Annotated in this window: 17 protein-coding genes; 3 read left to right on the forward strand and 14 right to left on the reverse strand. The window is 52.7% G+C overall.

Going from position 1 to position 22,885, the window contains the following annotated elements:
* Positions 1-3: 3 nt before the first annotated feature.
* The 5 genes from AT746_RS11865 to AT746_RS11885 form a co-directional block, all read right to left on the reverse strand.
* Positions 4-2,250: a xanthine dehydrogenase family protein molybdopterin-binding subunit gene (locus AT746_RS11865; RefSeq protein ID WP_062480575.1), complete on the reverse strand. Its 2,247-nt coding sequence runs from the start codon at positions 2,248-2,250 to the stop codon at positions 4-6.
* The gene (locus AT746_RS11870) at positions 2,247-2,711 is read right to left on the reverse strand and encodes a (2Fe-2S)-binding protein (protein WP_062480577.1); all 465 of its coding nucleotides are present in this window, start codon (positions 2,709-2,711) and stop codon (positions 2,247-2,249) included. The genes AT746_RS11865 and AT746_RS11870 overlap by 4 nt, the downstream gene beginning before the upstream one ends.
* Positions 2,704-3,321, reverse strand: a complete 618-nt coding sequence (locus AT746_RS11875) for a nucleotidyltransferase family protein (protein ID WP_062480579.1) — start codon at positions 3,319-3,321, stop codon at positions 2,704-2,706. The genes AT746_RS11870 and AT746_RS11875 overlap by 8 nt, the downstream gene beginning before the upstream one ends.
* A complete protein-coding gene (locus AT746_RS11880; RefSeq protein WP_062480582.1) occupies positions 3,318-4,361 on the reverse strand; it encodes an XdhC family protein in 1,044 nt (347 codons plus the stop codon). Before AT746_RS11880 ends, AT746_RS11875 begins: the two co-directional genes overlap by 4 nt.
* A 97-nt stretch (positions 4,362-4,458) precedes the next feature.
* A complete protein-coding gene (locus AT746_RS11885; RefSeq protein ID WP_062480584.1) occupies positions 4,459-4,992 on the reverse strand; it encodes an SRPBCC family protein in 534 nt (177 codons plus the stop codon).
* Positions 4,993-5,186: 194 nt separating this feature from the next.
* On the opposite strand from AT746_RS11885, the gene AT746_RS11890 reads away from it, so the two are divergent.
* The gene (locus AT746_RS11890) at positions 5,187-6,752 is read left to right on the forward strand and encodes an amidohydrolase family protein (protein ID WP_062480585.1); all 1,566 of its coding nucleotides are present in this window, start codon (positions 5,187-5,189) and stop codon (positions 6,750-6,752) included.
* Between the two features lie 241 nt (positions 6,753-6,993).
* On the opposite strand, the gene AT746_RS11895 is transcribed toward AT746_RS11890, so the two are convergent.
* Entirely contained in the window at positions 6,994-8,556 is a 1,563-nt protein-coding gene (locus AT746_RS11895) for a PAS domain-containing methyl-accepting chemotaxis protein (protein WP_062480588.1), read from the reverse strand.
* 242 nt (positions 8,557-8,798) lie between these two features.
* Between AT746_RS11895 and AT746_RS11900 the strand changes: the two genes are divergently transcribed.
* A complete protein-coding gene (locus AT746_RS11900) occupies positions 8,799-8,993 on the forward strand; it encodes a hypothetical protein (protein ID WP_062480590.1) in 195 nt (64 codons plus the stop codon).
* Here AT746_RS11900 and AT746_RS11905 read toward each other — a convergent pair whose 3' ends face one another.
* The 4 genes from AT746_RS11905 to AT746_RS11920 are packed head-to-tail and all read right to left on the reverse strand — an operon-like array spanning position 8,994 to position 14,920.
* Positions 8,994-9,971 carry an L-threonylcarbamoyladenylate synthase gene (locus AT746_RS11905; protein WP_062480592.1) on the reverse strand — a complete coding sequence of 326 codons (978 nt, stop codon included), beginning with the start codon at positions 9,969-9,971 and terminating at the stop codon, positions 8,994-8,996. It abuts the gene before it with no gap.
* A 7-nt stretch (positions 9,972-9,978) separates the two neighbouring features.
* A complete protein-coding gene (locus tag AT746_RS11910) occupies positions 9,979-10,845 on the reverse strand; it encodes a DUF6671 family protein (RefSeq protein WP_062480593.1) in 867 nt (288 codons plus the stop codon).
* Positions 10,842-13,352, reverse strand: a complete 2,511-nt coding sequence (locus AT746_RS11915; RefSeq protein ID WP_062480595.1) for a YbcC family protein — start codon at positions 13,350-13,352, stop codon at positions 10,842-10,844. The genes AT746_RS11910 and AT746_RS11915 overlap by 4 nt, the downstream gene beginning before the upstream one ends.
* A complete protein-coding gene (locus tag AT746_RS11920) occupies positions 13,352-14,920 on the reverse strand; it encodes an NADH-quinone oxidoreductase subunit L (RefSeq protein WP_062480597.1) in 1,569 nt (522 codons plus the stop codon). The genes AT746_RS11915 and AT746_RS11920 overlap by 1 nt, the downstream gene beginning before the upstream one ends.
* A gap of 112 nt (positions 14,921-15,032) precedes the next feature.
* Here AT746_RS11920 and AT746_RS11925 point away from each other — a divergent pair, with 112 nt between their 5' ends.
* Positions 15,033-15,929 (forward strand): LysR family transcriptional regulator, encoded by an 897-nt coding sequence (locus AT746_RS11925; RefSeq protein WP_062480599.1) that lies wholly within the window; start codon positions 15,033-15,035, stop codon positions 15,927-15,929.
* Here AT746_RS11925 and AT746_RS11930 read toward each other — a convergent pair.
* The 4 genes from AT746_RS11930 to AT746_RS11945 form a co-directional block, all read right to left on the reverse strand.
* Positions 15,926-17,008 (reverse strand): Na/Pi symporter, encoded by a 1,083-nt coding sequence (locus tag AT746_RS11930; RefSeq protein WP_082633404.1) that lies wholly within the window; start codon positions 17,006-17,008, stop codon positions 15,926-15,928. The genes AT746_RS11925 and AT746_RS11930 overlap by 4 nt on opposite strands.
* A 212-nt stretch (positions 17,009-17,220) precedes the next feature.
* Positions 17,221-18,714 carry an SLC13 family permease gene (locus AT746_RS11935; RefSeq protein WP_231730930.1) on the reverse strand — a complete coding sequence of 498 codons (1,494 nt, stop codon included), beginning with the start codon at positions 18,712-18,714 and terminating at the stop codon, positions 17,221-17,223.
* A 3-nt stretch (positions 18,715-18,717) separates the two neighbouring features.
* On the reverse strand, positions 18,718-19,635 hold the full coding sequence (locus tag AT746_RS11940; protein WP_062480601.1) for an alpha/beta hydrolase: 918 nt from the start codon (positions 19,633-19,635) through the stop codon (positions 18,718-18,720).
* Between the two features lie 69 nt (positions 19,636-19,704).
* A complete protein-coding gene (locus AT746_RS11945) occupies positions 19,705-22,707 on the reverse strand; it encodes a TonB-dependent receptor domain-containing protein (protein ID WP_062480603.1) in 3,003 nt (1,000 codons plus the stop codon).
* Between the last annotated feature and the right edge of the window lie 178 nt (positions 22,708-22,885).

Below are 22,885 nucleotides of genomic sequence, written 5' to 3' on the forward strand. Positions count from 1 at the left end.
TCACTACACCTCTAAATGCTTATTCACCGGCAAATCGCGGATACGCTTGCCGCTGGCGCGGAAAATCGCATTGGCCAGGCTGGCGGCCACCGGCGGTACGCCGGGCTCACCCACGCCACCCGGAGGCGCATCGGACTCAACAATATACACGCTGATGGGCGGCGACTGATGCATGCGCAGAATGGGGTAATCATGGAAGTTGGACTGTTTGACGGCCCCCTCTTCTACTGTGATTTCCCCGAGCATGGCCAGTGACAGACCGAAGATCATCGAGCCTTCCATTTGTGATCGCACCCGATCCGGATTTACGATAGTGCCGGCATCGATGGCGCAGTGCATTTCCAGTACCTTTACTTTGCCCTCTTTGACCCTGACTTTGGTGGCTACGGCGGTATAGCTGACAAAACTGCGGTGCACACTGATGCCCCAGGCCTCATTGGCGGCGGTTTGCTGTTCAACATTGGCCTTGTCTGCCACCAGATTCAGCACCTTTTTCAGGCGCGCGGTATCGATAGGGAACTTCTCTTTCGGATCACCGTAATTACCGTACTTGAAGCCTTCAGGTTCGGGATCCACATGGCGGTCACTGCCGAGCAGTTCCAGCCACATCTGCCGGGGTTCACGGCCGAGTTTATCCGCCAACTCATCCACAAAAGAGCCGATGGCAAAGCCATGCTGGATATTACTTACCGAACGCACCCAGCCGATACGGATATGGCCCTCTGCGGTCTGGGTTTCACAGGAGAGGTTATCCAGCGCAAAGGGCAGATCGCCAAAGCCCAGTGACAACTCACCATCAGAAGGCGCATCGGTTTTACCGTCGAAGGTCCAGCTTATGCTCGGAAACGCGGTACGTTGTAGCCAACTGGTAACCCTGCCGGTATCATCCATACCCGCTTCATAATACTGCGCGCTGACGGCATGGTAGTAACCCTGTTTAATCTCATCTTCACGGCTCCAGGTGACTTTTACCGGCTTACCGGTCTGTTTTGCCAGCAGCGCCGCCTCGACGGAAAAATCAGGCTTGGACTTGCGCCCGAAGCCGCCACCTAAGAGGGTAACGTGAACCTTAACCTGCTCTTTCTCCAGCCCCAGAATCTGCGCCACGGTACTTTGCGTGCTCTGGGGTGTCTGGGTACAGGCCCAGATTTCCATCATGCCGTCTTTAAACACGGCCGTGGCCGCAGGCGGCTCCATGGGCGCGTGGATCAGATAAGGCAGGGTATAAGAGGCCGAGTGAGTCTGTACCGCATTCATCATGCCGGTATAGGCATCACCGATCGAGCGGATCACTTTGCCACGGTTTTGTACACGCTGTTTCAGAGTATCCAGGTATTCGGCAGAATCATGGCTGCCGTGTTCACTGTCTGTCCAGCTGATTTTAAGCTTTTTGCGGCCCTGCATCGCCGCCCAGGTATTGTTCGCCAGCACTGCAACGCCAGCCAGAGGTTTAAAGGCGGCGGGCAGGCTGAACTGTGGCATCGGGATCACATCCACCACGCCACTGACTTTTTTTGCCTGGGTATCATCCACCGAATCGATATTAGCGCCCAATACCGGGGCACGTTCGATACTGGCATACAGCATCTCCGGCATCTGAATATCAATACCAAATTCGGTATTGCCGCTGAGCATATCCTCTAGATCCACAATCGCCACATCTTTGCCGATATAGCTGAAGTCTGCTCTGGACTTATACACCAGTGCGTCTTTATCCGGCGCGCTTAGTTCAGCGGCTTTCTCTGCCAGCTCGCCATAGCGTAAATGACGATCCGAGGCTTTATGCCAGATCTGATGATCCCTGGCCTGTACCTCTGCCACCGGCACCTGCCAGTGCTCTGCCGCGGCCTGCTCTAGCATGGTGCGGGCCATGGCCCCCATTTCCCGCATAGTCTGATAGAAATGTCTTACCGAGCGTGACCCATCGGTGTTCTGACTGCCGTAGGCTTCATTTGCCAGCCCCTGTACCACCTTAACCTTGTTCCAGTCGGCCATCAGCTCATCAGCCACCACCTGTGGCAGACCGGTGCGAATGCCCTGCCCCATCTCCGAGCGATGACAGATAATATGTACCTGATCGTCGCTGCCGATGCTGACAAACAGATTCATTTCACTGAGCGATTCCGCCGTTTTTGAGTCAGCCCAGGCCGGGGCCCAGCCAGGCATAACGGTACCTAATACCAGAGCGCCACTGCCGATACCGGCAAGCTTCAGAAACTGACGACGGGATGCGTTTTTAATCGGGTTCATGCTTTGCCCCCCATTTTGCCAGCCGCAGTTTTGATCGCCGCTTTGATCCTGGGATAGGTGCCGCAGCGACACAGGTTGCCCTGCATAAATTCATCGATGGCAGCATCGTCAGGTTGCGGATTACTGTTTAACAGTGCCACCGCACTCATTATCTGGCCGGACTGACAATAACCGCACTGGGGCACATTGTGCTCACGCCAGGCCTGCTGCACAGGATGAGAGCTATCCTCTGACAAGCCCTCAATGGTGCTGACAGATTTACCTGCCGCCGCAGAAACCGGGGTGGTACAGGAGCGAATCGCTTCGCCATCAAGATGCACAGTACAGGCGCCACACATGGCCATGCCGCAACCGTATTTCGTGCCGGTCATACCCAGTACATCCCGCAATACCCATAACAGGGGCATGTCGGACTCGGCCTCCACCTTTTGCGCTTTTCCGTTCAGGCTAAACTCAATCATTTTTTATCCCCTGTCTGTTTGATTCTGCCGGACTGTTGTCAATTAAATCCTGCTGTGTATCTATATCTATGGCTGCCAGTGGCAGATCATATTGAATGACCTTGTCTGCAAACTGATTTAATAGCGCCTTGGCACCCCTGTCGCCCTTAAGTTGCATCAACAGGGCAAATTCTGCTTTGCAAAAGATAGCAGGTACACCCGGATTGTGCTGATAATATGCCGCCACTATACGCCCCGGATGGCTGTCAGAAAGTGCCAGCAGCGCCTCATAATCATGGGTTCTCAGGGCCACCTGATCGGCCAGGCAAATCAGCACCCGCTCTGTGTCAGAGCCAAGCTGCCTGATGGCAAACTTAAGGCTGTGGGCCAACCCCTGCTGCCAGTCCGGAGCAATAAGTGGCTGAATATGTCTGAAGTCAGGATTGCTCGCTACCACCTCTGCAATTGTCTGGCTGTTTGCGCCTAAAACCAGATAGTAACGTGCCTGATTTGGGGGCAATTGTGCCAGGGCGTGACAGATCATAGGCCGGCCATCAATCATTGCCAGTTGCTTAATACCGCCAAAGCGGCGGCTTGCTCCTGCTGCCAGCATCACCACGGCGGTTTTCATTTCTCCATCACCTTTTCAGGTGCTTCTGACTGCAGTTGCAACGAGATAGAACGGCCGTCTTTTTGTTCAAGTACCGCATGCATCTCACTGAGTATGGCCAGCGCTATAGACTCAGGCAGTTCACCGCCAAGGCGCAGACCCACCGGGCTGGCGAGAGGTACAGGCAGATCCGAGAAAGACATCCCGGCTTGCTGCAACACTTTCTGGGTACGATGATCCGGACCAAGCAGACCAAGATAGCGAACAGGAACGGCCTTAAGCAGCGCCAGCGCCTCCGCATCCAGGGTCATATTGTGATTCATGACTACAGCGCCATCGAGTGTCTGCAACCAGGGCGCACCGGCTAACCCGGTATAAGGTTCGCGGATTATCTGGGCGCCCTCAAAATAGGTTTCACGGGCATTGGCCGGACGTGGATCCAGCAAAGTGACCCGCCAGCCGAGCTGTCTGGCGATAGCCGCCACCGGTATGGCATCCAGGCCGCCACCAAACACCGCCAGATGAGGCGCAGGACGAACGTGCTGCACCAGTGCTCGCTGTCCATCGATGTCCACCTGCGCCACTTTAATATTGTCGTTCAGAACGTTTTGCACCTGCGCCAGAGAAATCAGCTGATTTTTCGGTGTTGGTTGCTCCAGATATTGCAGATAACCGCAATGCTGGTGTTGCTGCAATGACAACAGCAATTTATCCAGTTGCAGGTAGTGATTATCAGCATTTACCGGCTGCAGCAAAATTTGCACCATACCGCCACAGCCAAGCCCCAGTTGCCAGGCCAGATCTTCTTCTTCGCGCATATCGTAGCGAATAGTACGGTTACACTGGTCATCCCAGCAGCGCCTGGCCTGGCGCATGATATCTGCCTCCAGACAGCCGCCGCTGAGCAATCCCCGATACTGCCCAAGGCTGTTGATCAGCATCATGGCCCCGGCCTTGCGATAGGCTGACCCCTCTGTGGCGATAATGGTCGCCAGCACCCACTGCAAGTCGTCTTTATGCTGATGCCAGTGGGTGAGCAATTGATTTAGCTGGTTCGCCATAAGCCCGTATGAAACCCTGTGTAAGTAATGATCTCACTACAACATCTGTCGGTCATTACTGCCAGACCAACCGGGATAAGTAGCTGTAAATCCGGGCTTACCCGCCGTTTTCTGTCAAGGTTTTCAGATTCTCCAGACCGGTTTCAAAGTCTGGCCCAATCATCGAATCCATCATCAATGCCATATAGTGCATAAATGGATTCGGCCCCACATCGCCATAATCCTGCCACACTACTTTGGTACCCTGCTCATGCTCGGTGAGAATAAACTCACCGGTGCTGCCCATCTCATATTCTGGAAAATACAGGCTGTAAACCAGCCGTTTATTCGGCTCAGCGGCAATAATTTCCATCTGGCCACTGCCCTCAGTGTCACTTTGCCAGATAGAACGCATACCTATGCCACTGTCGGGCCCCTCATAACGTAACTGCATATCCGGATCGCGCTTAAACCATACCCCCCAATCCTGCCATTCACGCAGATCGTCGAGCCTGGCATACACCTGCTGCGGCGTCGCCTCGATCACAATATCCCGCTGTACTCTGAATTCAGAGGGCAACACAAAACCAATACCCACCAGAATCAGCAACAATAACAGCAATACCGTCAGGCTTTTTTTCAGTATATTCATAGGATTATCCTTTTTATATCGCGCCCAATCGCCAACAGAACTAACATACTATTAACATCTGACTTCTCCAAACTATTTTGCGCCTGAGGTAATGAGTTTAAACCCATAATTGGCACCTTTGTCGCATCTGTCTTGCACATTAATGATTTAAAGGTTTAGCTGTATCGGTGTGCACAAAAACAATAGGAATAATAATGAAATATCGCCACTTACTCCTGCTCTTACCTCTGCTATTCAGCGCTCCGCTTATTGCCAAACCCGGCGCCAGCGCGCCGGATGCTCCCGCTGATGAGGCTCAGGGCCCATGGAAACGTCTGATATTACGAGGGGTCACCCTGATCAACGGTGAAGGCGCCCCGCCACAAGGTCCGCTGGATATCATCATCGAAAACAACCGCATCACCAACATTGTCAGCGTGGGTTACCCGGGCGTGCCAATAAAAGATGCGGGCCGGCCTGAAATAAAAGAAACCGACAAAGTACTGGAGCTGGAGGGTCATACCGTATTACCCGGCTTTATTGATATGCATGGCCACATCGGTGGCTCCGCCGATGATATTCCCGCTGAATATGTGTTTAAGCTGTGGCTGGCCCATGGCATTACCACAGTGCGTGAGCCAGGCAGTTTTAATGGCGTTGACTGGGTCATGGACCACGTGCGCCGCAGTGAGAAAAATCAGATTACCGCGCCCAGACTGATCCCCTACTTCGGTTTTGGTCTTGAACGTAAGGATCCGATTTATTCTGCCAAACAAGCCCGTGAATGGGTAAGATGGGCTAAAAACAATGGCGCCAAAGGCCTGAAATTCTTCGGTGCCACGCCGAAAATCATGCAGGCGGCGCTGGATGAGGCCGGAAAACAGGAACTGGGCACAGCAATGCACCATGCCCAGCTTAACGTCATGAGCATGAATGTGCTGGACTCCGCCCGTCTGGGTCTGACGACGATGGAGCACTGGTACGGGCTGCCCGAAGCACTGTTTGAAGATCGCCGCATTCAGCACTACCCCAGCGACTACAACTACAATAATGAACAACACCGCTTTGAAGAAGCGGGCCGGCTCTGGCAACAGGCCGCCAAACCCGGCAGCGATAAATGGAATGCGGTGCGCGACGAACTGATTGAACTGGATTTCACCTTAAATCCCACCATGACCATTTATGAGGCCAGCCGCGATCTGATGCGTGAACGCCGCGCCATCTGGCACGAAGACTATACCCTGCCGACACTGTGGAATTTTTTCCAGCCCAGCCGCTACGCCCATGGCAGCTACTGGTTTGACTGGACCACCAGCGACGAGATTGCCTGGAAAGAGAACTACCGTCTGTGGATGCAGTTTATCAATGACTATAAGAATCATGGTGGCCGGGTCACCGCTGGCTCAGATTCAGGCTATATCTATAAAATCTATGGTTTTGGCTATATCCGCGAACTGGAAATGCTGCAGGAGGCCGGTTTTCATCCGCTGGAAGTGATCCAGGCGGCTACTCTCAATGGCGCAGAGGCGCTGGGGCTGGAAGATGACATTGGTTCAGTGCGAATCGGCAAACTGGCGGATCTGGTGATCATGGAACACAATCCGCTGGCTAACCTGAAGCTGCTCTACGGTACCGGCCATTTTAAACTGGATGAAAATAACCAGCCTGTCCGGGTCGGCGGCGTCAAATATACCATCAAAGATGGCATTCTCTATGACGCCAAGGCACTGCTTACGGATGTCAGAGAAATGGTGGAAAAAGCCAAAACAGATCAGCAGTAATGAGCAAAGCTCTACAAGTGAGTGAAGTGGTTTCTCCGCGCCTTGGCGCCTCTGCGAGATCAAAAAGATAAGAACCTGAGATCACGCAGAGCCGCGGAGGACGCAGAGATTGGAATCTCTGACATCCAGCAGATCGCCCCGGATTACGCTTCGCTGCATCCAGGCTACGAGATGGTGTAGCCTGCAAGGAGCGAAGCGGATTGCGGGATTATGGAACGTCGCGGAGTTAGCCGCCAATGGCTTATCGAAACCGCTCTACAATCTCAAACAGGCTGTTGGAAACATCCCGCAGCTCTTCACTTTCCTTAGCGCCCTGCTTGCTCATATTCAGACTCTCATCGGCCAGGTCGGAAATATCCACGATCTGCTTGTTGACCTGCTCCGAAACCGTGGCCTGCTGTTCTACCGCTGAAGCTATCTGCTGCGACATATCGGCAACCTTGGTCAGTGCATCACCGATGCCGTTCAGTAACTCTGCAGTCTCTTCCACCTGTGCCACACCGGTCTCGGCAGCCTGCTGGCCGTTACCTGCTGTTTCCACTGCCTTGGTGGCGCTGGCACCCAAAGACTGAATAATAGCGTGAATATCCTTAGTTGAATCAGTGGTGCGTTTGGCAAGCTGTCTGACCTCATCGGCCACCACCGCAAATCCTCTGCCCTGCTCACCGGCGCGGGCTGCTTCGATAGCGGCATTCAGAGCCAGCAGATTAGTCTGTTCGGCTATCTGTTCGATAATCTGCGCAGCGCTGGAAATATTCTTTGATTCCTGAGCCAGTGTATCCACCGCCGCAGAAATGTCTTCAACCGATTGCTTTAAACCGCTGATGGATGACGCCGTGCGTTTTGCAATGCTGCGCCCGGAGCTTGCCAGTTCGTCAGCCTTACCGGTTTCTTTGGACGTATCCTGCACCCGATGAGAAACCTCAGCAATCGTGGAGGTCATCTCGTTCATCGCAGTGGCGACCTGGGCGGCCTCCTGCTGTTGTTGTTGAAGCTGACTGACAATGCCCGCAGAAAAATTCGCGGCATTTTTTGCTCTGGCGGACACCTGAATAGCCGCATCTTCTATACGCGACAAAACCGTAATCAAATGGGAGCGCATACTGTGTATCGCCACCTTTAGTTTACCCTCCTGCCCCACATCATCGGTATAACTCATAATGGCCAGGGGGTGATAAAAGGCGCTGGGTATCATGGCCAGATACTGGTTGCATTTCTTGATCATGATAATGCTGGGTAATGACGACAGAACCAGCATCGACAGACTTAATAACACTATGGCCAATACCGGACTGAGCAGATGCCAGATCATCACCGCCACCACTATCGCAACTAATGCGAACAACGGATACCTGATTTTCTGCAGTATCACCCTTTTATCCACGGGCAGGCTGGTTTTGTCCTTTAACTGCGCATAGAGCTTATCTGCCCGTTGTACGTTCTCACGGGAGGGGCAACTGCGAACCGACTCATAGCCAACCACTTTGCCCTTTTCGGTAACAGGAGTGACATAGGCATCGACCCAGTAGTAGTCACCATTTTTACAGCGGTTTTTTACCAGTCCCATCCAGGGTTTGCCGGCTTTGAGATGCTCCCACATCACTTTAAACGCCAGCGGTGGCATATCCGGATGGCGAATAATATTGTGCGGCTGACCAATAAGCTCATCACGGGTAAAGCCACTTATCCGCTCAAACGCATCATTGCAATGCAGAATGTTGCCCTGAGTATCAGTGGTGGAGATCAGGCGTTCATTTTCACCAAAAGTGCGTTCTTTCTGGGTAACAGGCTGATTATTACGCATGGTTTTCCATCCTTGTAAAAATAGGTGTTTATTCTGATATCGCGTTTTACGTTGTTATCTTGAAGCAATGATAGTCCAGAATTAAAAATACGCTTTATGTCTCAATAAGTTAAATCTGGGTACGGAAGGATTTTCAGGCAGGATGTTTTTTATTCACAGGACTTTTATCATAGCCTGACTCAGGCTATGCTTGGCCCGGTTGCAGTAAAAAATACGAATCACCAGGCAACAAGGACGCATTGATGGATCAAAATAATTTATCGACCCGGCAACAGCTGTTGACGGCGCTGGCCCGCCAGAGTGACGCGCTGGATGAGTATCTGAGCACCCCGGATGATGCCCGGATGGCCAGCAAGGTGATCGAATGTAACCGCGAGTTACTGGCCATACTGAAAAGCATTATGGATAAGCCCACCGATTCAGAGCCCCCGCGCTGATCACAACTGACTGGTAGCCCTTTGCAGACGATTGTTGATACCTCGCCACATTGTCGTCAAAGGAGGGTGCTCGATGATCAACAGCTCATTGTCAGATTGCTCAAAATCATGCAGCCGTAAATACAGCTCTCGGGCATAAAATACCGGGTCAACCGGCATCACAACCCAGTCGACATGCTGAAGATCGTAACGATTCGGCGTTAATGACCATACCTGAACCCGGCCCGCAGATTGCTGTTCAATCCTTTGTTTAAGTTCTTTTGGGGGACACAGACTGGCAGGTTTAGTCGGCGCATAATGACGAAGATCACTGCCTGACACCCTGGGTACATTACCCTCATTGGCATGCCCGTAAGCAGCAATGCCAAGCTTTATCAGTTCATTGTCCAGCAATCCGGGCCGAAGAATTCTCGGTTGATCTGTGCTCAGATCAACGATACTTGACTCGATACCCACAGGGCACAGACCACCATCCACAACAGCGCCAATCTCGTTACCAAATTGCGCCACAACATGGGAGGCTGCTGTGGGGCTGATACGCCCATATTTATTCGCCGATGGTGCGGCCAGCGCACCACCAAACTCTCTTAATATGTCCAATGCCACCGGATGACCAGGTATCCGCAGTGCAATGGTGTCCTGGCCACCGGTGACGATAGCCGGTGCCATCGCTGACTTTTTCAGTATCAGAGTAAGAGGTCCGGGCCAGAATTGTTCGGCCAGTTCATAGGCCAGTTCCGGTATATCCACTGCCCAGTCCGCCATTTGCCGACTGTCGCCAAGATGTACAATCAGCGGGTGGGTTAACGGCCGTTGCTTGGCCCTGAAAACCTTGCCGATGGCCTGCTCACTCGTGGCGTCAGCCGCCAGACCATAGACGGTTTCAGTGGGTATAGCCACCAGCTCACCACCGCGTAACAACGCCACAGCCTTTGAAATATCCTGACTCAACTCTCCGTCCAGTTCTAACCTGTTCATACATACCTCATGGATTACAAATGGAACAATTAAATGGGTTGGCAAAATCATCGCTGACAGCCTCGAAGTGGCTGGCGTTACAGACACCACAACAGAAATATCTGCCTTTGGTAACGGTGGTGGGCGCCTGACATTGCTCACAGGGCAGCCCACCCAGGGCCTTAAATGGGCTGTAGCCAGGTGTGTGGCAAGTCGGACAAAGCCTCAGCAGATGTTCGAGCAACTGCTCTGCAGCCTTGCCAATCGTATGCATACGGCAAGGACAACAATGGGCTCTGAAGTCCCATTCGGCAAACACCTGATTCTGGGCAGAGCGCGACAAACAGTCTACAAAGGCCCGTTCGAGGTCGTTAACAGACTGGATGCCGGTGACAGGACAGAGGTCGCTGTCATTATCGGCCCTGAGCACTATGCCCTGGGCGGGAAAGCCACTTTCTCTGGCGTATTTTTCCAGCTTTGCATAATCACTGGTGGTCAGGCTTGATGCCGAAACCACCGTCTGATGTTGTGCACTGATACAAAAATCCCGTTTGGCATCAAACCACACCAGAATTTCACTGTTCAGACAGGCAAGCCCGCCCAGTGCGCTGGAGTCAAAGCTGCCTTCACTGCCTATACCGATACTGAGACCACTGCGCCTGGCCGCCAGACGCGCCTTCTTTTCAGCTGTGACAAGTTGATCATCCACTCTGGCAACAGTGCGGGTAAAATTGCCCAGACTGTCGGTGTCGAACCCCTCATCCACCTCCAGCTCAATACTCAATCCCCGGCTCAGTACAGGCGCTATTACCTGCTCCTTTTTATGTTTCGTCAGCAAACAAACAGAGGCCTGAAAATAGGGATGATGGGCGAGTTCTGCGTTGTTTTGCATCATAAAGAGTCCTCATGTTCCTTTTCCCTGATTGAAGCGCTCTGATGCTGCTGCCGCCCTTCAGGTTCACCGGTCTTGCTTAACAGCGACGCCTGCAAGTGATCGAAGGGCAGCCATCTTCCGGCGATATACCGCTGTGGCCGCCTGAGGCCACTGAACAGATACAGCCACTGATTATCAACCAGGTGCTTAACCTGGGGATGTTTCTCCACAATTTCTGCAATTGCATGCTTCGGGGCGTCGATCACCACGGTTAAACGCAACGGATGATGTACCCAATCTTTGCCATCATGTACCGACTGCATTGACAGACCCGTGCGCAGATCACCGCCGTTTCCTTCAAACACACCGATGTTGCCACCCACCACGTTATGCAGCACCTTATTGCCACTGCCGTAGCGAAGGTTGTCTGTCACCGAGGCGTAGTACTGAAAGTTGATCCAGTGAGTCACCAACATGGGGGCGGTGATGATCTGCTCCAGTAACTGATAACCCGAGTCCTGACTGTGCTCATAGTCATGCAGGAATGTGCGTCCGCACAGATCTATCCCACGGGTTTTCCATCTGGGCGCCACAATGAAGCTGGCATTGTTTGCCAGCCCCCATTCCGGGCGCACCTGTGACCAGTCATGGCTGCGCTGAATGAAGTTTTTTCTTAAAGATTGTCCCTTCTCCATCGTCAGTGACTGCCCCGCCCCGGAGCTAGCCCGGTGTTGCCGGGTCAATTCCGAGGCTCGTTGCAACCAATCTTCAACCTCAGCCATATCGCCATCATCCGGAGTGTTGAATAATCGGATATCTTCCGTGGTGGTGTTGTGCAGCCCGGCGATAAAGCGTGAATTGGCAGGGACCATGATCCCATGGCGTATTAATCCATCGCGAACCTCTGCATTATTGAGCAAGGTTGCCAGAGCCTTACTGTTAACCTCACCGGTTTGCCCGCCACAGGCACCACAATCCAGACCCGCCGCATGGGGGTTATTATGACTTTCACTACCATGGCCAATCAGCAATATCTTCTCAGCAAAATCCCGGGTAAGGCCCATTCCGGTGAGAATTTGCGCGGCCATATTGACCTGCTCATCAATGTCTATTTTCTGATCCGGCTCGCTGCAGGAAACCAGGTCAAACTTAACCGGCTTACCTTGTGATAAAGCCGATACCGGATGATTGGGCTGCTGAGTCGGCAAGAAGCTCTGGCGGAATAGCTTCAGCGCATAAGCAGGACCGGTGGTTTCTACAAAAGTGAAGGCACTGGGTGCCGCATGCTTAAAACGCTGCCAGGCCTGACGAATCGAAAAACCATGGTAAACCGGCGTTTCCTCAACCGACTCAACCAGCCGGTATGCCGGTTTCAGTAAACCCGGTAACTGCGGCCGGCGGTAATAACACCCTTTTGGCTGGTACTCTGCCGCCAGGCCAAAAAAACCCGCGAAGCCTTTGGTCTGAATATCCGGGCTGAGTGATTCCAGCGCCCGACGATATGGCTCAGAACGCACATCAATACAAAACACCGCCTGCATCTTCGGCTGCACGGCATCGGGTTTCTCTGTTTGCGCAGCGAGACCTGTGAATAAGACCTGCTGATAAGACAGCTCCAGCGCCTGTTGCCATAACCAGTCATACTGCTGAATACCAAAATTAAACTGCTCATAATCATTCATCTGCTGCTGGCTCAGTTGCCACTGACGCTGCAGGCTGGCGGAATGATAATGACGGAAAAGCACACAATCCCAGGCGGCCCGGATCGCCAACAACTCTTCAAGAACAGTGCACTGCATACCCTTGCGCCCGGCTTCCTGCTGTTGATAAGCACACCAGCTTGCCCAGCCATTAATACTCAACATCAATGCATGCAGGTAAGGTTGTAATGATGCTTCCTGCAGTTCCAGTGCCTGAGGGAGCTGCTGCCACAGCTGCTGATAGTCTTCAGGCAGCCGGGTAAACTGATGATGAATATCCGGATCGCCCATCAGCAACCCAATTCCGCGATCATGGCGCACTGTATTCAGCCAACTGTTATACAGGCCAGTATGGGTAGAAACCTTCCACTTAGCCTGATGTTCATCGAAATAGGCGGCACAAAACTGACTGATCTGATGAATGATTTCTTCAACCCAGGCGATGTTGCGGGTCATATCGCGCCCGGCATCCACAAGATGGGAAACCAGTCTGGATTCGTGGGTATGGCGCTCAGTACTGATATGAGCCAGCAATGACTCTGTGGTCACCCCTTCACACCCTTTGGCCACTTGTTGCAAATGTGACAGCTGTATCTGCCCAAGCTCGTAACATTGACGATAATAATATCTGGGCATCAGTACCTGCGCCCCACTGCAACTGGCTAATTGCGCCGCCACCTTATCGATGCTCTGATGAGTCAGCTTCCACCAGGGATTGACGGCGATAAACTGATCCAGCGGCCAGACCGGGGTGACAGACTGGCAGACCTGCTCAACGGCCTGCTTTACCGCGTTATTTTGCGACAAGGATGCATAATGAGGCTGCATTAATAATCTCCTGTTTTAGCCACTGGTGCGGGAGAGCCCATACCACTGAGGGCAAAACTCTTCAGTCTGACCGGCCATATCCTCATTGCCTGGCGTGTAAACCATTCATCCAGGTATAAACCGGCGTAAAGCAACGGATAAAGCCACTGCGACAATGCACTGCGGGGATACACTCTGATAACCACATACAACAGGTAAAACAGGCTGAATGTGAGCATCACCAGCACAGCCTGGGTCGCTGATGCCACCGATGCCGGCGTAATCGCCTTGGTGATGTCCGCAAAAAACTGATGCCAGAGTGCATAGAACAAGGCCAGCGTTACCACTACCGGTACGACCATAAGTTTGGCCAGCGCAAGAGGTTGCTTCAGGCCTTCGATAAGAATGACACACAGGGCGATATTGATGATCCACAGCAGACTCATATAGCCATAGTTTCCAGCAGCCCAGGCATCGGAGAACCAAAGCGCAGCCATAAAGCCGGTAAACAGTGTTACAGAGACCACGCTCGCCAGTGGCAGGTTAGGTTTGATGGGCGGCATGGCCAGTCGGGCGCGAATAAATTCGTTAACGGTATTGCCGGCATTAAGAAAGCTGTACGCCTTGTATAAGGAATGCGCCAGCAGATGTAACAACGCCAGATCGTACGCGCCGAGGCCACATTCGAGCAGCATAAAGCCCATCTGTGCACAGGTAGACCAGGCCAGCATCACCTTGATACTGATGCGGGTCATCATAATCAGACTGGCTATAATCGCCGTGACACTACCAAAAAAGATCAACAGGGTATTGGCATAGTCTGCCTGAGCCAGCAAGGGACTGAAGCGAATAATCAAAAAACCGCCGATATTGACAATGCCTGCATGCAACAGCGCTGAAACCGGTGTCGGCGCTTCCATAACCTGCAGCAACCAGCCATGAAAGGGTAACTGAGCACATTTTAAGATTGCCACCAATGCGATAAGCATTGCCGCTATGCTGACATTCACTGATGAGGGCTGCACCTGACTCAGCAGCGTCGATATTGACAGTGTCTGAAACTCAATCATCAGTAAGATAATGGCGAGCAGAAGTGCCAGGTCGGCGATACGGCTGAGAATAAACTTCTTGTGAGCTGCCAGCACCGCCTTGGGGCGATCCGGATAAAATACCAGCAAGCGGTGCAATGTCAGACTACAGGCCACCCAACTGATAAACAGCACCAGAAGATTGTCAGTAACCACCAGCATACCGACAGTACCCAGTGTAGCCAGAAACCAGCGCTGATAGTAAAGCTGGCGCTTTTCCCCGGCCAGATAGTTGCGTGAAAAGCGCAGAATAATCAAACCGATAAAACTGACCATCACCAACATCAGGGCGCTGAGCACATCCAGCCGGATGGTAACTAAGGCATAAACAGGTTCAGGCAGTCCCATCAGCCCCAGCGCGCCGAGAACCGACATGACACAAGCCATAGAAACGGTACTGAGAGTATAACGCCAGGCTCTCTGTGTGGCGGGCAACAGCAGTGCACCGAGCAGCAAAATAACAGGTGTAGCGAAGAAAAGCAGCGCTGTAACAGTTGCCATTGAATCCCCCTTTATTGACCCGGGTGATTCTCGTTCTTGTTTTAATTTAAGTAAAATATATATATATTCATATATCGTTCTCTTTTAATTAACTTAAGAATTCAGCACCATCATGCCGAGACTTAACTATCACCACTTGTTTTACTTCTGGCGTGTCGCCAAGGGTAAGAACCTGACTCAGGTTGCCCGTGAACTGCACGTGTCACAATCGGCTTTGTCGATGCAGATTAAACAATTAGAAGAGCAAATGGGCCACCCCCTGTTCCGTCGTGAGGGTCGTCAGCTGCACCTTACCGAGCCCGGCAGGATTGCTCTGGAATATGCCGAAGAAATCTTTAATAAGGGGGAAGAATTGCGCGCTTTTATGCGCGACCATTCTACGGGGCATACCCGACAGCTTAGGATTGGAGCAGTCGCCACACTGTCACGTAATTTTCTTGAAGCTTTTATCCGCCCGTTACTGCCACAAGAGGATATCAGGCTCAGTCTTCGATCTGCTGGCCTGGATGAACTGCTTAAAGAACTGGCCGAACATAATCTTGATCTGGTGCTGTCTAATATTCCGGTGATAGCGGATCGGGAAAGATCCTGGCGCAGTCAGCGCATCGCGCGCCAGGCGGTCAGCGTCATCGGTCATCCGGACAAACGTGCTCAGTACACTGATATAGGCGATCTGGCCCATCAGCGGCTGCTGGTGCCGGGTCCGCACAGTGAAATACGTATGGCCTTTGAGCTGGTCTGCCAGCAATGGCAGATCCAGCCGAAGATTATGGCCGAAGTCGATGATATGGCTATGCTCAGGCTGCTGGCCAGAGATACCCAGTGCCTCGCCATTTTGCCAGGTGTAGTGGTCAAGGATGAGATTCGAAAAGGGGAACTGATCGAGCTTGGGCAACTGACCGATGTGCATGAGAACTTTTATGCCGTAACCATTCGCCGCCAGTTCCAGTTGCCGATAGTGACAGAATTACTCAAACGGGGATCCGAGGATATTCTGGCTGTCAGTTAAAGAACCTGGTCGATACCAATAAAAGACAGCGGCACCACAAAAAATACGCCCAGAATATAACCCGCCACATACAGCTTGTTGCGCTCAGCCAACAGCGCCAGAAATTCAGCCATATAAACCGGAACAGAGCGTAAAAACGGCAAGCCAAAGATCACCGCTATCGCCAGCAGATTAAACAACAAATGCACCAGCGCAATTTGCAAAGCCAGAGCGGCAGTGGGCCCGCTGATGGCGGTGGCAGCGAGCAACGCCGTTACGGTGGTACCCACATTGGCGCCCAGGGTAAACGCATAGATTTGCCTGAGACTGAACAAGCCCGAACCGGCCAGAGGTACAATCAGCGCCGTTGTTGTCGATGATGACTGCACCAGCACTGTCATTAAGGTACCAGAAGCAATACCGGCCAGTGGGCCCCTGCCAATGGCGGCATGCATAATCTGCTTCGCCCGGCCCACCAGCAAACTGCGCAGCAATTTACCTATGTTGGACACCACAAACAAAATCAGCGCAATACCGACCACAATCAGAGCAACGCCGGAGAAGCTCCCGGGCAACCAGGAGGTGGAGAGTTTAAGCAAATCCGATGCAGGCGAGAGCAGCACACTGATAAAATTCACCTCACTGAGGTTGATACTGCTGCCCGAATAAATCTGCTGGGAAATCACAGCAGAAATACGCTCCAGGGGATGAAACAATAACTCCAGTGGCAATAACACCGCCACAGCCATCAGATTAAAGCAATCATGCACTGTCGCCGCGGCAAAAGCCTTGCGAAATTCCGTTACCTGACGCACATGGCCCAGACTGACCAGGGTACTGGTCAGTGATGTGCCGATATTGGCCCCCATCGCCATCGGAATGGCGATACTCATGGGTAAACCACCGGCAACCAGCCCGACGATGACCGAGGTAGCGGTACTCGAACTTTGCATCAATGCCGTAGCTACCAGCCCTACAACCAGTGCAATCAAAGGGTTTGAGGCAAAGGCAAACAAATCTCTGGCGTCATCACCGGCCACCGCTTTGAAGCCATCACCAATGGCGCCCACCGCAGCCAGCAACAGATAAATCAACACCATTACCAGCAACCAGGCACGCCAGCGACCGCGGCCACTGGCCTGCCTGAGCGTTAACTCAGGCTGATAAACACCAATTTCAGAGTTGCCTGCCACAATCGCCCCTGCGTCATACAAAAGGCCATTGTCCTGTTAATATATGACGCTAGTATTACCAGGTTTGAAAAAGTGCCAGACCCGTCACTAAGGTTTGGCGGCAACGACACAAATCAGGCTCAGGCAAACACCATTGGTGCGATAAAATACGCCACTGCAGAAACCAGTACGATTCCCAGCAGGTTAAGTAACAGACCGGCTCTGGCCATTTGCGGAATACTGATCAGCCCCGATGAGAATACGATGGCGTTTGGCGGTGTTGCCACCGGCAGCATAAAGGCACAGCTTGCCGCCAGCGCAACCGGCACAGCCAGACTGATAGGCGCCCCGCCAATTTCCACGGCAATGGCAGCAACCACAGGTAGAAAGGTCGCAGTGGTGGCCAGATTGCTGGTCATTTCGGTCAGAAAAATGACCATAGTCGCTGCGCAGATGATTAACACCAACAGGCCGTATGTATTCAGCGACACCAGGCTTTGCCCCATCCACTCCGCCAGGCCCGTATCGGAAACCGCCGCCGCCAGACTCAGGCCACCACCAAACAGAATCAGCACCCCCCAGGGTATATCCCGGGTATCCTCCCAGTTCATCAGCGCACCACCTTCAGACTTGCCGGCACTGATCACAAACAGGCTTAAGGCTGCGAACATGGCAATACCTGCATCCGACAGCCCTTCGATACCAAAGGCCCCTTCTATCAGCGGACGCGTCATCCACGCCAGAGCAACCAGCGTAAAAATTGCCCCCACTCTGGCCTCTGCCTTAGTCATAGCGCCAAGGCTTTTTCGCTGCTGTGCGAGACGCTGCTTAACTTCTTCCGGGGTCTTAAAGTTAACCGGATAGACCCATCGGGTCAGCATCCACCACGCCAGCGGCAGCATGATCACAGCCAACGGCAGTCCTACCAGCATCCACTGAGCAAAACCAATCTGCAGGCCGTAGGTTTCATTCATAAATCCAGCCAGAAATGCATTCGGTGGCGTACCCACCAGCGTCGCCATCCCGCCTATGGTGGCCGCATAGGCGACCCCCAGCAACAGCGAGAGCTGAAAATGCCTGCGCTGCGTATCTGACAACTCAGGTTCGTCGGTTTCCAGTGTCGAGATAATCGACAACGCGATGGGTAACAACATCATTGTGGTAGAGGTATTGGTCATCCACATGCTGAGTAAGGCACTGACAAGCATAAAGCCAAGGATGATGGAACGGGCACCGGCGCTGACAAAACTCAGAATAAAAAAGGCGATACGCCTATGCAGCCCACATTTCTGCATCGCGGTGGCGATCATAAAGCCACCCATAAACAAATAGATTGTAGGATTGGCATAGGGCGCAGCCGCAGCCTTCAGATCAAGAATGCCAAGCAACTCAAAGGTGACCAGTGGCAACAGGGCGGTGACCGAAACCGGCACCGCTTCAGTTGACCACCAGATGGCCATCCAGATCCCTATCGCTGCGGTAGCCCAGCCCGCCTGACTCAGTTGCTCAGGTGGAGAAAGAAGCAGCAGACAAATCGCCACCAGCGGTCCAAGCAACAAGCCCAGTTTCTGATGCTGGCTGCGGCCCATCTGCACATTTTGCGCCTCATCAGAGGTATTAGTGATCACCGTCATGGTTTACTTCTCCTCCTGCTCAGGGAACAACAGCGGCAGTGCATGGGGCGTTATCTGCTTGCTGTTATGGCCGACGTTCTGCACAATGTTCAGCTGCCAGGCCGTATCCACCTGATAAGCCGATATCCAGTTCACCGCCCGGGCATAAAATGCCAGACCACGGGAGAAGACACTCAGCCCCTGGCGTCGTGCCGGTTCACTGTTACTCAGCGACTTGGTTCTGGGCCCGGTATCTTCAGCGCCAAGCATGATAGTCAGGGGTTTGGCTAGCCACTGATTAACATCCTGTTTGCTGATACCTGTTCCTTTTAATCCAAAGGGGTAGTCCTGTTGCAGGTTCGCCATGGTGAAAAATGCCGCATTGGCTGACACCGCCTTGCTGACTGGCGCATCGGGACGCATCAGCATATACAGATGCACAAAGCCGCCTCCGGCTGAATGGCCATAGAGAGCAAACTCGCGCTGCTCAGATCCGAAGCGGCCGGTGAAATCCGTGAACACCAATTCAGGCACACTGAAAAACTGCAATTCAGGAGCAACCTTTTCCCCTTGCGCGCTAAATGCGCCACCGAGGTTATATTCGTACTCAGTGGGGCACGAGGAAAAACCGCAGCGAATGCTCAGCACGATAAACTCATGTTGCATGGCCAATTGATGCCAGTGATCTCTGTAGGTGTCCGCATTGCGCCTGGCGCCCGGGATCACCACTAAAACAGGGGTTTGGGCATTGGCCGTGGGAGGCACAGAATAATGCACCTGCAGTTCACCACCAGGCCATTTGTTAAAATCATACTCACCTTTGAGTGCGCCGGGCCAGTCGCTCGCCTGATTACCGGCCGCGGTAAAACTAACTAAAGCGGACAAGCTCATCAACAGTGCCATGACAGCGGCACCTGAGGGTAAAGCTAAACGAATAAACATATTTGATTCCTGCTTGATAAGACATGGGGCGCCATTAGTGGCGCCCGGTAATAGGTAGTCAGCCCAGGCTTACAGCGTTGCTTTCATATCCAGATAAAAGTAACGGCCATAATCCTGATGAGCATCTTCAAAATAGCCAAAGGAAGAGTCCGCCAGAGGCGCCCTTTCATCGGTGATATTTTTCACTCCCAGTCTGAATCGCACAGAGGTATCCACCACTTCGGTATAGTAATCAAAGGTGGTGTCATAGGTTGTCATGGATGGGATCACATAACGGGTGCCGTCATCCAGCGTCAGGCCGCTCTGATAAAAACTGCCAATTTTATAACCGGCCAGGGTTGCCCCGAAATCGCCATGGCGCCAGGACAATCGCATACTGTGTTTCTGCTTCTGGTTGCCATCCTGACCGATAAGATCCGCAAAGCCGGTGACCGGGAAACTTTCCGGTATCACGCCCTGAGACTGGGCATCGACCAGCCGCGCGGCATCACCGCCAGCCACCTGCTCGAACTTGTCCAGGTAAGAGCCGTTAAAATCAAACCTGAAACGGCCAACATCAGTATCCAGATCGTAGTACACCCCTATGTCGTAGCCTTTTACCGTTCTGGTGTCGAGGTTAGCGTAGCTGTCATCGACAAACTGAATATCACCGGCCGGACAAATCCCCGCGGCCTGATAAATCGGCACCACGGCGGGATCAATCTCGCCCCGGCTCACGGCCTGATTAAAGCTGCTACCAGAGCAATTCGTGTCGCCCTGCTCAAGCCTGGACAACAGGTCCAGCAAGGTATGATTTTCCTCGCCCAGCAAACCAATGGTATTTTTCTTCTCGATAGACCAGTAATCAAAGGTCAGCGCCAGTCCATCGAGCGGCTCAAACACAAAGCCCACTGAGATATTATCTGACTTCTCGGGTTGTAACTGATCGCTGCCCTGGGCGATACGCTGGATGGAGTTACGGCAACTGAGAATTTCCTGATCCGGATCTCCGCCATTTTCCGCCGCGTACTGACAAACATAATCGGTGCGGGTTGCCTGTCTGGCAATAATCTCTTCATTGATGGTGACCAGGTTAGGCGCACGGAAGGCTTCAGACCAGGAGCCGCGGAACAACAGGTTATCCAGGGGCCGCCAGCCAAAGGCCAGTTTACCGACTGTGGTGTCGCCCACATCAGAGAAATCTTCGTATCTCAGTGCCAGTTGCAGATCCAGATTACTCAGCACCGGTACCTGTAACTCGGCAAACAACGACGCCACATCCCGCTCACCACTGCTGTCCGGTGTGGGGCTGGAGTTAACCACATCAGACACAAATGGATAAGTATCGCCCTCCTCATCGGTAAACTGAATAGTGCCATCCAGACGCGGATCTCTGTCATCCTTAAACGACTCTTCCCGGTATTCCAGGCCGGCCACAAAGCCTACGGGCCCGGCGGGTAACTGATAGATATCCGCATTAGAGAACTTCACATCGAAGGTCGTCAGCTCCGTTTCACTTAAGCGGGTGACACTGACCTGTGCCCTTTCGATATTGCTGTTCTCGCCGCCACTGAAAGGGTTATATGCCGCTGAGGTGGTATCATTCAGCGCTTCGCGCATCAGCGTATTGGAAACCCGGTTGTGCGTGACATCATCTTTTGTGGCCCTGGACCAGGATACGGCGCTTTCCCAGTCCCAGTTACCCCACTGCCCCCTCAGGCCCTGTAAAATTCTGTAGGTGTCACCGTCGTTGTCCACCACTCTCGGTACTTCGGCAAAGCGGTAGTTATCCAGTACCACAGGCAGTCCTTCGCAGGGTACATCTGCGCCTATCAGCTCATCTGGCAATCGGTTTGGCGAACCACAGGGACCAAAGGGGTTGTAGTAGTTACCGGCGCCCACCACCAGTTCGGAGGTGGAAAAGGATGCCGTAGGATGGCGTCGCAAATTGGTTCTGGACTGATAGGCCATCAGCTCAGTGAAGGCTTCTGTGCCGTTATCGAACACATGGTTAATATTCATAAACACATTCATGCGCTCAAGTTCGGAGACCAGATCGCGGTTTTCATTCAGGTTATAACGGATCACGCCCTGGCCATCTTCGGCACCGCAAAGCTGGTCAGAAATCGCATACTGACAGCGGGGATCGCCAATGGGGTAGGTTTCAAATTCACCGGCGTTGTCTACCACACCGTTTTCTCTGAGGCTGTGATCAGAACCCAGTCGCGGCACTACATCAAATTGTCCGAAAAGAGAGTTGGCACTGTCGTTACGGAATCTGATGTCATCAAACCACAGGGAATCTTCCGGGATCCTGTCTCTGAGATCGGAATTGGACCATCTTGGGTCATCCTGTGAGTTAACCCGATCACGCTGATAATAATTGGCGACCAGACCAATATTGGTTCTACCATCGTTAAAATAATCTCCCCACTGCAGTGACAGGGTCTGATCATCGCGGGGAAGGTGCTCAAACTCTTTCCACTTAACCCGAATATTAAAACCTTCATAATCATTGCGGGTGACGGTGTTAATAACCCCGGCCACCGCATCGGCACCATAGATAGCAGACGCCCCATCGCGCAAGACTTCAACCCGGCGCACGCCGTATAAGGGTAAAGTCTGGGTATTGACAGTATTCACCGGCACAAAACTCCCGCCTACCTCTTCGGTCTGATAAGACGCGGCATTGACCATGCGCCGGCCGTTGAGCAGCGCCAGGGTGTTGCCGGTACCCAGGTTACGCAGGTTAAAGGCGCCAATATCACCACGGGCGGCGTTCACACCGCCGCTGATATTGCCCGCTTCATTGAAAAAATTCTGACCGTTTTCGGGGATAAGGTTAAGCAGTTCGTCTCCTGAGTCGATGCCCAGGCCTTCGATAACCTCACCTTCGAGTACTGACATGGCCAGCGCTTCACTGATCTCCGCACCTTTAATCTGAGACCCGACTACGGAGATTTTCTCGACATCGGCCGCCTCCTGAGCCTGAAGGCCGCTTGACAGCCCTGCGGCTAAAAGCACCGCCATTGGCATCACAATTTGTTGCTTTGAGTAACGCTGTCTTATCGCCTGTAAAATTGAATTAATCATTTTTCCACCTGGCTAAACTATTATTTTTAAGTGTGATGGTTATACCAATCCGCATAGATAATTGCCCACTCAGAGCTGGTCAGAAGGGCTTAGGTCAAGGCGGCACTTCGCAGGCATAGTGGTTCTACGTCAAGAAGTGGCAACGCAGAGATAAGCCCTTCTGGCTGCTCCCTTCGTG

Origin of the sequence: Lacimicrobium alkaliphilum (assembly GCF_001466725.1) — a bacterium.
In the GTDB taxonomy this organism is placed as follows: Bacteria; Pseudomonadota; Gammaproteobacteria; order Enterobacterales; family Alteromonadaceae; genus Lacimicrobium; species Lacimicrobium alkaliphilum_B.